Annotated in this window: 4 protein-coding genes; all 4 read left to right on the forward strand. The window is 33.3% G+C overall.

The window, feature by feature from the left end; all coding sequences use genetic code 11:
* Nucleotides 1-147 precede the first annotated feature (147 nt).
* The gene (locus AC2GW8_RS09440) at nt 148-2,841 is read left to right on the forward strand and encodes a GEVED domain-containing protein (protein ID WP_440879626.1); all 2,694 of its coding nucleotides are present in this window, start codon (nt 148-150) and stop codon (nt 2,839-2,841) included.
* Nucleotides 2,842-3,012: 171 nt separating this feature from the next.
* The gene (locus AC2GW8_RS09445; RefSeq protein ID WP_440879627.1) at nt 3,013-5,697 is read left to right on the forward strand and encodes a GEVED domain-containing protein; all 2,685 of its coding nucleotides are present in this window, start codon (nt 3,013-3,015) and stop codon (nt 5,695-5,697) included.
* Between the two features lie 397 nt (nt 5,698-6,094).
* Entirely contained in the window at nt 6,095-9,292 is a 3,198-nt protein-coding gene (locus AC2GW8_RS09450) for a S8 family serine peptidase (RefSeq protein ID WP_440879628.1), read from the forward strand.
* Between the two features lie 516 nt (nt 9,293-9,808).
* On the forward strand, nt 9,809-13,864 hold the full coding sequence (locus tag AC2GW8_RS09455) for a GEVED domain-containing protein (RefSeq protein WP_440879629.1): 4,056 nt from the start codon (nt 9,809-9,811) through the stop codon (nt 13,862-13,864).
* The last annotated feature ends 50 nt before the right edge of the window (nt 13,865-13,914 follow it).

A 13,914-nucleotide genomic window follows, 5' to 3' on the forward strand; every position in this document is an offset into this window, starting at 1 on the left:
TTATAAATTAGGTATTGTTTAGGTTTGTTAAAAAATTATTTTTTTAACACAAAAAACAACTTATTGTTCGTTTTTTGTGAAATATTGTTTAATATTTAACATTTTTTTAATAATTTAGGATCTAAGTTAACCTAAACAATCATAAAAATGAAACAAAAATTACTACTAACACTTTGGTGTCTTTTTTTATTGTCTTCTATAACTGCTCAAAAGAAGAGAAATTGTCATACAATGAATAATTTTGAGTATAGAAAAATAAAAAATCCGTCGATCAAAGACAAATTAGATGAAATTGAAAAGTTTACACAAAAAAAACTATTAGAAATAAAGGAAAAAGATCAAAAAATTGAGGGAGATATTATCAAGATTCCTGTGGTGGTCCATATCATATATAGTAATGATGATGAAAACATTAGTATGGAGCAGATTCAATCTCAAATAGATGTTCTAAATGAAGATTTTAGAAGATTAAATCCTGATAAAACTGAACAATGGTTACAAGCTGCTGATTCAGGTATAGAGTTTTATTTAGCACAAGTGGATCCTAACGGAAATCTTACAAACGGAGTAACAAGAAAGTTTTCATCAAGAACTTCATGGGGAATTGCTGATGCAATGAAATTATCGTCACAAGGAGGAGTCGACGCATGGAATACTTCAGAATATTTCAATATGTGGGTTTGTAACATTGGTGGAGGAATTTTAGGATATGCTCAATTTCCAGGCGGAGAAGCGGCTACTGATGGCGTTGTAATGGGACATCAATATTTTGGAAGTTCTGACAAAGGAACAAATTTTTATTTGTCAGCTCCTTTTGACAAAGGTAGAACTACAACACATGAAGTTGGTCACTTTCTTAATTTACGTCATATTTGGGGCGACGGAGGCTGTGGTGTAGATGATTTTGTAGAAGATACTCCAGAGTCAGATGGATCTAATTTTGGATGCGCAACTACACATGAGTCTTGCGGTTCTCTGGATATGGTTCAGAATTTTATGGACTATTCTGATGATGCGTGTATGAATTTGTTTACAATAGGACAGAAAAATAGAATGAGAGCAGTATTGGAAGAAGGAGGTATAAGACATGAGCTAGCTTTATCAGACAAAACAACAAACTTAAGTTGTAATGCTTCTATTCCTATTGGATTGGCTACATCAAACGTAACCTATGACGAAGCCACAATAAGCTGGGAGCAAGTTACAAATGCGAGCTATGAAATAAGATACCGACCTAAGGGTACTAATGATTGGTTGTCAACTACAGCTTCTCAAATACCAACAATTATTAAAGATTTGACAGGTTCAACAGAGTATGAAGTACAAGTTAAAAGTATTTGTCCATCTGAGAGTTCGGATTATAGTCCAGTGATAACATTTATAACTACGGAAACACCACCGATGTATTGTGAATCAGCAGGAACAAATGTAAGTGATGAACATATTCAAATCGTTCAGATAGGAACGATTAATAATACGTCTGAAACAAATACAGGATATTCTGATTATACAGACATTTCAACAGATTTAGAAAAAGGAGTAGAACACACAATAACTGTAACTCCCGAATGGTCAGGTACTGTTTTTAAAGAAGGATGGGGGGTTTTTATAGATTATAATCAAGACTATGATTTTGATGATGAGGGAGAGGTTGTTTATGTAAAAGAACCAAGTTCTGAGGCACCTTTTATAGGTACATTTGTTGTACCTGATAATGCTCTTTCAGGACCAACTAGGATGAGAGTTGTTTTAAAGTTTAATTCATCTCCTGACGCTTGTGGTATTTTTTCTTACGGAGAAACTGAAGACTATACAGTAATAATAGGAGAGGGAGATAATGAAGCACCGACAGCACCTTTTAAACTAAAAGCTTATAATGTTACACCAATAACTGTAGGTCTAAATTGGAGTCGATCAACAGATGATTCTGGAATGTTAGAATATGATATATATCAGAATTCTCAGTTGATTAAAACTGTTTTAGACACAACAGTAACGATTGATGGTTTATCTGCTAAAACAAAATACTTTTTTAACGTGATAGCAAGAGATAATGCAGGAAATGAGTCGGAAAGCAGTAATACAATTTCGGTAACAACAAAAAAACTGAAATACTGTAAATCAAAAGGAAAAAATGCAGCCTATGAATGGATTGACTATGTAAGATTTGGCGGAATGAAAAATAAAACTAAAAGCGATGCCGGTTATGGGAATTTTACAAATAAAGTAGCAAATGTAGAGAGAGGAACAACAAATACAATTGTTATTAGTGCCGAGTTCAGATCACTTTCTTATCTTGAGTATTGGAAAGTTTGGATAGACTTTAATCAAGATGGAACTTTTAGCAATAATGAGGAAGTTGTTTCAGGGTCATCTTCTAAGAGTAAAAATTTGAAAAGAAAAATTACTATACCAGATGACGCTAAATTAGGAAAAACAAGAATGAGAGTATCTATGAAATCTGATGCACAACAAACTGCTTGTGAAAGATTTGATTTTGGAGAAGTAGAAGATTATTCTGTTAATATTAAAGAGTCTTCAGGTAGGTTATTTACAAATACTTACTTAGATACAGACTTAAATGAAGGGCACGTTTTAGGGTATGAAGAAAGGAAATTAATGCATACTTATCCAAGTCCTGTAATCGATATTTTGAGTATAAATACAAGCAAAATAATTCAAGGAGCTATGTATCGAATAGTAGATTCAGCTGGAAAAGTTTTCATTGATTCAACTCAATTAAAAAGACGAATTGATGTTTCCAATTTGAATACAGGTATTTATGTTTTGGAAATTCATGACACACAAAAAACGTTAAAGACTAAGTTTATAAAAAAGTAAACATATAGTTATAGTATAAAAATAAACAGAAAAAGTCCAGGTTTAATCTGGGCTTTTTTTATTAATAACAGCTTTTTGTTTGTTTTTTTTAAAAAAAATGTATATTTGATAACTGAATCATCATTAATTTAATGATTTAAGTAGAAAATATTAAATTAAACCCTTCTAACAATGAAACTAAAAATTACTTTAGCACTCTCGTGCTGTATTTTTGTTGGTACGCTATTCTCTCAAGTCAAAAGAAACTGTCATACAATGGAAAATCTAGAGTATCGACAAAAAAAAGATCCACTTCTTAAAAATAGAATGAATCAAATTGAACTATTTACAAGAAATAGGGTGAAATCTATGAATAAGAAAACACGAAATCTTGTAGGAAATGTAATTAAAATTCCTGTGGTGGTTCACGTAATATACAGCAAATCCCAAGAAAATATTAGTGATGCTCAAATTCAATCACAAATAGATGTAATTAATGAAGACTTTCGAAGAGTAAATTCAGATAAAACAAATAAATGGTCTCAAGCAGCTGATACAGAAATTGAGTTTTATTTAGCTCAAGTAGACCCTAATGGAAATTCAACCAGTGGTATCACAAGAAAAGCATCAACAAAAACATCTTGGGGTTCAAATGATGCAATGAAAAAAGCATCTCAAGGTGGTGTTAACCCTTGGAATACTTCTGAATATTTAAATATGTGGGTATGTAATATTGGTGGAGGAATTTTAGGGTACGCTCAATTTCCAGGAGGTTCTTCGGCCACTGATGGAGTTGTAATGAGTCCTCAGTACTTTGGTAGTTCAGATAAAGGATCTGAATTTTATTTATCAGCTCCCTTTGACAAAGGAAGAACAACAACTCATGAAATTGGACATTATTTAAATTTACGCCATATATGGGGAGATGGAGGATGTGGTATAGATGATTATGTTTCGGATACGCCGGAATCTGATGCAGCAAATTATGGATGTTCATCTAATCACTCTTCTTGTGGTTCTCAAGATATGGTTGAAAATTATATGGATTATTCTGATGATAGTTGTATGAATTTATATACTTTGGGACAAAAGAACAGAATGCGAGCAGTCCTTGAGTCAGGAGGAATAAGAAGAAGTTTAGCTTTATCTGATAAAACAGGCGGTGGCGGTAATTGTACAGCAACAGTACCGACAGACGTAACTGTATCATCAATTACCTCTTCAGAATCAACAGTTTCTTGGTCTTCTGTTTCAGGAGCGACTTACGATATTAGATATCGTCAATTCGGAACAGGTACTTGGATAACGAATACTGTTTCGAAAATATCGGCCTCATTAGTTGAGTTATCTGCACTTACTAAATACGAATTTCAGGTACGTAGCAAGTGTTCTGATGGGTCAAATTCGTCGTACTCGAATTCAATTAATTTTACTACGAAGGGAGCAACTGTTTCTTACTGTGAGTCTAAAGGAAATAGTGTACAGGATGAATACATTCAAAGAGTTAAATTAGGATCAATAGATAATGAATCTGGTGCTGGAAATGGTTATACAGACCATACATCTATTTCAACTAATCTAGCAAAATCTACTTCCCATACAATAACGATTACTCCAAGGTGGACAGGAACTATTTATAATGAAGGATATGCTGTTTTTATAGATTACAACAAAGATGGTGATTTTTTAGATACAGGAGAAACTGTATGGACAAAAGCAGCTTCCAAAGATAGTCTGGTGAGCGGTACTTTTATCGTTCCTGCAAATGCTTCTGAAGGAGTAACAAGAATGCGTGTTATTTTAAGATATAATTCATTACCAAACTCTTGTGGAGCTTATGATTATGGTGAAACGGAAGATTATTCTGTAGTAATTGGGGCAAATCAAACAGACAACGAACCACCAACAACACCAGGAAATTTAAAAGTTTCAAATATTAACCAAACAAGTTTAAATTTAAATTGGACCGCTTCAATTGATAATGTTGGTGTAATTGGATATGACGTGTATCGTGGATCAACTAAGATGGGGTCAGTAACTGAAACTTCATATGATGTAACTGGACTAACTGCAAATACTTCATATACATTCTCAGTGGTGGCTTTGGACACAGCTGGTAATGAATCAGAAGCAGGCAGTATTACAGCAACTACTTTAGGAAATGCAGCTTCTTATTGCCTTTCAAAAGGAGATAATTCTAATTATGAATGGATTGATTACGTGTCCTTTGGAGGAATGACAAATAGCACAGGAAATGATGGAGGTTATAAAAGTTATATAAATAAAGAGGCAATGATTGGAAGAGGTACTACCAATCAGTTATTGGTAAGTGCAGGGTTTAGCGGTTCGTCCTATAATGAATATTGGACGATTTGGATTGACTATGATCAGGATGGGAATTTTTCAAGTAAAGAGAAAGTAGCTTCAGGGTCTTCTAGAAGTTCAAACAATTTAAGTTATAATATTTCGGTACCTACAGATGCATTGCTTGGTAAAACAAGAATGCGAGTTTCTATGAAATGGCGTTCGTCTCAAACAGCTTGCGAAAATTTCTCTCATGGAGAAGTTGAAGATTATACTGTAAATATCTCTTCAGGTTTACTTAAAACAAATGAATTTATAGCAGCAGAAGAATTAAGGTTTGAAAAAAACCATGATGACATAACAATATATCCAAATCCTGTTAAAGACCTTGTAAAGATCAATGTTAGGTCAGATCATAGTACTTACAAAATTATAAGCGCAATTGGGAATGTTGTTAATTCAGGAAAAATAAAACCAAATATTGATGTATCTTTTATTGAATCAGGTGTTTATATGTTAGAGGTTAATGATGGTCAAAAGTTGATTACAACAAAATTATTAATTAAGAAATAATAGAATCAAAGTATATTTATTTCCAAAAAAAGCTCGATTATATTTCGAGCTTTTTTTGGAAATAAATATATTTTAAGTGTGTTTTTAAAATATATAACTATAATAGCTGTTTTTTTAAACATTTGATCAATTAATAGTTAAAAAACATATAAAATTTGATTTTTTTTGAAATTTTAATTTTCAGTAAAAGTTCGTATAAACCTAGATAAATACTAGGGTTGTGGTTTTTTTTTGAAACCAAAAAAGAAGAGTCTTTAATAAGGTAGTATTTTTTTTAGAAAAAAAATTATATATTTGGCAGTGTTTTGTTTAAAAAATTGATAAAAACTAATTTTATATTTAAATAAATAAGTATTCAATAAAAAAATAAAAACACAAAATTAAAACCCTTCTTAAAATGATACATAAGTACTTTAAAAGTCTTGTGTTTGCTAGTACGTTTATTGGTTTAGGCCTTAACATACAAATGCAAGCTCAAGATAAACGTGAAGTTGAAAAAATCCGAAAAGGATACAACTTAAAAAAGCTTGAAAGACTTAAGCAATCCCTTCACAAAAAAGCTTTTGATGAAAAACAAAAAGCTTTATCACTTGCCAAGAAAAAAGGCTGGAAAGAGCGATTTACTACAGAAAATGGTAATTTAGTTGAATTGCAAAAAATTGTTGACGGTAAGCCCATTTATTTTACAACATACAACTCAGCAGCAGCAAAATCAACAAGAACAAATCACTTACATTCGGGAGGTTCTCTCGGTTTAAACTTAATGGGTAAAAATTTGACTGCACATGTTTGGGATGCCGGAATTGCTAGGTCCTCTCATAGAGAGTATGATGGTAATGGAGGAAGAAATCGATTTTCTATTGGGGATGGAACTAATGATATAGATTCACATGCAGCGCATGTAACGGGGACAATTATAGCTTCAGGAGTCACTGCCTCAGCTAAAGGAATGGCTCCACATGCAAAAGCAGTCGGTTACGATTGGAATTATGACAAATCTGAGGCAATAAGAGCTGCTTCAAACGGTATGTTAATTTCTAATCATTCTTATGGTTATCGTGCTAGTCAAATACCTGATTATTATTTCGGAGCGTACATAAGAGAATCTCGTGATTGGGATGAAATTATGTTTAATGCTCCTCAGTATTTGATGGTTGTTGCCGCAGGAAATGACGGTAATGATAATAGATCTAATGGAATTCCATTAAATGGAAACTCTTCGTTCGATAAATTGTCAGCTAAAGCAACTTCAAAGAATAACTTAGTTGTAGCAAATGCAAGAGATGCTAATATTGATGCTACTGGAAACTTAATTTCAGTGTCAATTAACAGTGGTAGTAGTGAAGGACCAACAGACGACTACAGAATAAAACCTGATATTGCGGGAAATGGAACAGGCGTTTATTCAACATTTCACAATAATGATTCATCTTATGGAAGTTTAACAGGTACTTCCATGGCCTCACCAAATGTTACAGGGTCTTTATTGTTATTACAAGAACATTATAAAAACACTCATGGTTCTTTTATGAGGGCAGCATCACTTAAAGGATTAGCTTTACATACAGCAGATGATGCTGGTAGATCAGGGCCTGATGCCGTTTTTGGTTGGGGGCTTTTAAATACGAAAAAAGCAGCACAAGTGATTACAGAAAGAGGAAGCAAATCAAAAATAGAAGAACTTACTTTAAAGTCAGGAGAAACATATACAGTTACAGTTAATTCTGACGGAAAAAGTCCTTTATTAGCTTCAATTTCTTGGACAGATAGACCTGGTACAGCTAATAGAGGTGTGGCTAATTCAAGTACACCTGTTTTAGTTAATGATTTGGATATAAGAGTTAAAAAAACAGGACAGAGTTATTTGCCGTATAAATTAACAAGTCCAACAACGAATACTAAAGGAGACAATAATGTTGATCCTTATGAAAGAGTTGATATAGCAAATGCTTCTGGAACTTATACAATTACTGTTACTCATAAAGGTAATTTAACTGGAGGAAATCAAAACTTTACATTGATCGTAAGTGGTATAGGAGCATCAGGAGGTGGAGGAACCCCAACAATTACTTGTTCAGAAACAGTTCGTGATTTTCCATATAACCAAGGGTTTGAGTCAGGTTTTGGATGGACGCAATTGTTAGGAGATAATGGTAATTGGACCAGAAAAAGTGGTAGTACAACTTCAGATAAAACTGGTCCAAGTTCTGCAATTGAAAAGAGATATTATATGTATTTAGAGGCTTCTACAAGAGGTTTTGGAAGTATTGGAAGTAATGCTACAGCCATTTTAGAAAGTCCTTGTTTTGATTTATCGTCAGTTACTTCGGCTTCATTTGGTTTTAAAAATCATATGTATGGAGTACATATGGGAACATTAAGAGTACAAGCATCTACAGATGGTTCATCATGGAAAGATATTTGGACAGCCTCAGGTGATAAAGGAAATCAATGGAATGCTGTTTCCTTAGACCTTTCTTCTTATTTGGGGAATAAATTAAAACTCCGATTTGTGGGAAAAACAGGTCGTAGTTATAAAAGTGATATTGCCATTGATGATTTATCATTGACAACTTCAGGGGCAGCTTCAGACGGACAGGCTCCAACAGCTCCATCAAACCTAAGTGTATCAAACATTACTCAAACTGAAACTACATTGAGTTGGACAGCCTCTTCGGATAATATAGGCGTTACGGGATATAATATTTATCAGGGTTCAACAAAAATAGTTACAGTTACAGGCACTACTCATAAGGTAACAGGTTTAAAAGCAAATAGTCGTTATACGTTTTTTGTAAAAGCTATAGATAAAGTAGGTAATGAATCTGCTTCAAGTAATTCAATTACCGTTTTAACAGATACTGCTTCGGTTAATTATTGTACTTCAAAAGGAAATAGTTCAACTTTTGAATGGATTGATTATGTTTCTTTTGGAGGGATGACAAACACCTCTAGAGGTACCGGTGGTTATGGAGATTATACCGATAAAGTTGCTACAGTTTCAAGAAACAGTACGAATAGATTATACTTTAGTGCTGGTTTTTACAGAACTATTTACAAAGAAGATTGGGCAATTTGGATAGACTATAATCAAGATGGTGTTTTTTCTGATGACGAAAAAGTTGTTTCGACATCCTCAAGAACGTCTAGAAACCTTTATACAAATATAAAGATTCCTTCTACGGCCCTTTTAGGTAAAACAAGAATGCGAGTTTCTATGACAGATAGAGGAACTTTAAGCCCATGTAAAACACTTGAATATGGTGAGGTTGAAGACTACAGTGTTAACATAACATCTTCAAGTGACGCTGTGAAATTTTCGGATGATAATGCTCAGTCGTTTGATAATGGGTTGTTTGATAATGAGTCAATATTTTATCCAAACCCAGTCACAGATGATACAATTACGATTAGGTTTGGAACTGGTAAGCATATAAGTTATTCAATTACTGATTTTAAAGGAGGATTATTAGATGAAGGGAATATTCCCAATAATTCAAAATTAAATGTTTCATTTTTAAAACGAGGTGTTGCCTATAATTTATTAGTAAATGACGGTCAAAAGTCTAAAACTGCAAAAATCGTGAGAAAATAAAATAATATAAAACGGTAAGGGGTCTTTTAATCACCTTACCGTTTTACATTTAAAAAAGCCTTTTTGAATTGATTTTTAATATTTCCTTTTTCAGGAAACAAATTCAATATAAGCAAAGTGATTTTTTATATGACTTGAATATTATCCTCTCTTTTATGTTCGTATTGTTAAAATTTTAAAAGCAATAAAAAGTAAAAAATTTTTAAAGTAATAGGAGAATTGAAACTCTTGACTTTTTTTCCTAAAACCCCTTTTTAATGTATAGTACTCTCTTCTTAATATTTAAAAAAGCTATGTTTCATAGTTATTTAAATTATTGGATTCTATGTTCTGTAGATCAAAAACACTGTAAATCAAAACGATATTAATTTAATTATCAAAAAAAGTTAATATTAAAAATTACAACTGACAACATTATAGTTATATAACAAAAAGTTAAAATACAATTATTATTAATGTTAAAACGGCAGGAAGTAGGAGCTTCCTTCTGTTTTATTTTCAAAACCCCTTCTTATAATGAATAATAAGTTTAAATTAATAATTGGAGGGCTGTCACTTGCAGCGATTTCAATTGTAGGTTCTATGAACCTAAAAGAACAAAATGCTAGGAATGAATTAGAAAAAAAACGAAGAAAGCATGTAGCTTTTATGGACAACAGCCCATTAAATGAAACATTAAAATGGGGAAAAAAAGAAAGAAAATTAAAGGGATTGCCTCCGAATAAGTACTTCGATCAAATGAAGTTGCTAACTATGAATCCAGCAACAGGTAAAATGGAAGATGGAGAAGTTACCAATATAAGGGAGCGTTTATTAAAGCAAAGGTTTTCAAAAGAAGGAAAACAAAGAAAAAGTCCCGGGGATGCAAATAATGCATGGATTGAAAGAGGACCAAATAATATTGGAGGCAGAACAAGAGCTATTTTATTTGATCCTAACGACACATCTAATAAAACTGTTTACGCAGGAGGAGTTAGTGGAGGTTTATGGAAAAACACTAATATTACGAGCTCTAACTCACAATGGCAAAGAGTTCAAAATGTTCCAGGTAATTTATCGGTAACATCCATAACAGTTGATCCAAGGAATTCTAATAGATGGTATGTTGGAACAGGTGAACAATATACTGGGGGAGATGTTGTTGGAAACGGAGTTTACATGACGAATGATGGAGGAAGAACTTGGAGTGCTCTAAATATACCACCCGCAGGAGGAAGTACCTTTAGTCAAGGATCTTATAGCCTTTTTTTATCAGGAGTTTATTTTGTGAATGACATATTAGCTTGGGATAATGGAACTTCAACTGAGTTATATGTTGCTGTAGGAGGTAGTTTTTATGGAGATTCTTCTGGTCCAAGTAACTATTTAGGTGTTCAATCAGCAGGTCTTTATCGTTCACCAGATGGAGGAGCTACATGGAAGAGAATAGAGTCAGCCAATATGAGATATCGATATAATGGAAAGAATTATTATTATACTCCAAACGATTTAGAAGTAGGAGCTGATAACAAATTATGGATGGGAACTATTAGATCTTCAGGGACTTCAAATAATGGAGGAGGAAGAGTTTATAGTTCTTTAGACGGTGTAACATGGAAAGAAGCAGGAGCCTCGCCACTTCCATATTCTAACAGAGTTGAGCTAGAGCCATCAAAAACAAATCCAAATAAGATGTATGCTTTAACACAAGGAACAAGATCTCCAGTATATATTTATAAAACTACTAATGGTTTTGCTTCCGTAACAAGAACAAGTTTACCGAATGATGCTGATAGAGGAATTTCATCGAATGATTTTACAAGAGGACAATCTTTTTATGATTTGGTTATAGAAGCTGATCCAAGAAATGATGAAACTGTTTTTGTTGGTGGAATTGACTTATTTAAAAGTACCAATGGCGGTTCTTCATGGTCTCAGCTTTCACATTGGTATGGAGGATATGGATATCAGAATGTGCATGCTGATCAACACTTTATTACGTTCGCAAATAACAATCCATCAAAAATGTTGTTTGGAAATGATGGAGGCATCTATTATTCGGCTAATTCAGGTAGAACAATAAGTGAGAGGAACAAAGGCTATAACGTAACACAATTTGTTAAAGCAGCAATAGGTCCTAATGGAAGAGGAGACACGAGAGGTATTTTTACTGCAGGAGCTCAAGATAATGGAACTCAAATATTTAGAAATGCAAGTGCTGGAGTGAATAGTTCTCAAGAGTTAACTGGAGGAGATGGGTTTTACACATTTATTGATAAAGACGGAGAGTATATGATTTCTACCTACGTTTACAATAATATTTATCGTTTTAAATTACCATGGAATGGTAGACAGAGAGAAGTAACCTTACTAAGTGAAGATTCAGGTGATTTTGTTAATCCAATGGATTATGATGACTCTGCTAATCGTTTATTAGCTAGTAGAGGAAGAGGGGCTATAAAAAGTATTAACGTTGCTACAAATACTAATGGAACTTTACGAAACAACATAATGGACTCTAAGGGTACAGCTTTTAGAGCTTCCCCTTTCGATAACAATACATGGTATGTTGGTTTGGCAAATGGAAAGTTGTTAAAATTATCTAACGTAACCAATACTAATGCTTCTTGGAAACGCATTAACACTCCTTTCGTAGGTTCAGTTTCTTCTGTAAGATTCGGCGAGACTAAAAATGATATTTTCGTAACTATTCATAATTATGGAGTTAAGAGTGTTTGGGCAACTGCTGATGGAGGCACAAGTTGGGTTAGTAAAGAGGGAAATTTACCGAATATACCTGTAAGAGATATTTTGCAAAATCCATTGGCTAGAAATGAGGCAATTCTTGCAACACAATTAGGTGTTTGGTCTACTAGAAATTTTAACGATACAAATCCGACATGGTCGCAAGCGTATAATGGAATGAGCGATGTAAGTGTAACATCTTTTGACTATTGGAATGTAAGTGGTGATCATAAGAATAATAAGGTTATTGCATCAACTTATGGAAGGGGTGTTTTTACTGGTAAATTTACTGCTTCTGGATCAACAGGTGGTGGAGGAACTCCAACAATTACTTGTTCAGAAACGGTAAATAAGTTTCCGTATAACCAAGGATTTGAGTCAGGTAATGGATGGTCTCAGTTATCAGGAGACAGTGGAGATTGGACGAGACGTAGTGGTCGTACAGGTTCAAGAAATACAGGTCCAAGTTCTGCGGTTGAAAAGAGATACTATATGTACTTAGAGGCTTCTAGAGATGGTCTTGGTAGCAATGCTACAGCTATTTTAGAAAGCCCCTGTTTTGATTTATCGTTAGTTACTTCGGCTTCATTTGGTTTTAAAAATCATATGTATGGAGTACATATGGGAACATTAAGAGTACAAGCATCTACAGATGGTTCATCATGGAAAGATATTTGGACAGCCTCGGGTGATAAAGGAAATCAATGGAACACCACTTCATTAGACCTTTCTTCTTATTTGGGGAATAAATTAAAACTCCGATTTGTAGGAAAAACAGGTCGTGATTATAAAAGTGATATTGCTATTGATGATTTATCATTAACAACCTCAGGGGCAGCTTCAGACGGACAGGCTCCAACAACCCCATCAAACCTAAGTGCATCAAACATTACTCAAACAGAGGCTACATTGAGTTGGACAGCTTCTTCAGATAATACAGGAGTAATAGGATACAATATTTACCAAGGGTCAACAAAAATAGCTACAGTTACAGAAACTAGCTATAAAGTAACAGGTTTAAAAGCAAATAGTCGTTATAAGTTTTCTGTAAAAGCTATAGACAAAGCAGGTAATGAATCTGCTTCAAGTAATTTATTAACTGTTTTAACGGATGCTATTTCGATTAATTATTGTACTTCAAAAGGAAATAGTTCAACGTTTGAATGGATTGATTATGTTTCTTTTGGGGGAATGACTAATTCATCTATAAGTGATAGTGGTTACGGAGATTATACTGATAAAGTTGCTACAGTTTCAAGAAACAGTTCGAGTAGACTGTACTTTAGTGCTGGCTTTAGTAGAACCATTTATAAAGAGTATTGGGCGGTTTGGATAGACTATAATCAAGATGGTATTTTTTCTGATGACGAAAAAGTTGTTTCAACATCATCAAGATCCTCTAGAAATCTTTATACAAATATAAAGATTCCTTCTACTGCTCTTTTGGGTTCAACAAGAATGCGTGTTTCTATGACAGATAGAGGAGTTTTAAAACCTTGTAATTCATATAGATATGGCGAGGTTGAAGACTACAGTGTTAACATAACATCTTCAGGTGATTCAGTATTATTCTCTCAAGTAAATTCAGAGCTGTTAGAGGAAGAGTTATTTGTTGAGGAACCAATTTGTTATCCAAATCCAGTTACAGATAATACAGTTACGATCAGGTTTGGAAGCAGTAAGAATATAAATTTCTTAATTACAGATGAAAAAGGATCTGTATTTGGTGAAGGAAATATTCCTAACAATTCAAAAGTAGACGTATCATACTTAAAGCCAAGTGTTCTTTATATTTTGGAAGTAAATGATGGTCAGAAATCAGAATCAATGAAACTAATAAAAAAGTAAGTAATAATAAATATTAAATTAAAATAAGGCAGTGGGAAAAAATAGTTTTT

The sequence above is a fragment of the Tenacibaculum profundi genome, assembly GCF_057162725.1.

Coding starts and splice junctions, on each gene's coding strand:
- AC2GW8_RS09440 (WP_440879626.1), top strand. CDS start 148: ATGAAACAAAAATTACTACTAACACTTTGGTGTCTTTTTTTATTGTCT.
- AC2GW8_RS09445 (WP_440879627.1), top strand. CDS start 3,013: ATGAAACTAAAAATTACTTTAGCACTCTCGTGCTGTATTTTTGTTGGT.
- AC2GW8_RS09450 (WP_440879628.1), top strand. CDS start 6,095: ATGATACATAAGTACTTTAAAAGTCTTGTGTTTGCTAGTACGTTTATT.
- AC2GW8_RS09455 (WP_440879629.1), top strand. CDS start 9,809: ATGAATAATAAGTTTAAATTAATAATTGGAGGGCTGTCACTTGCAGCG.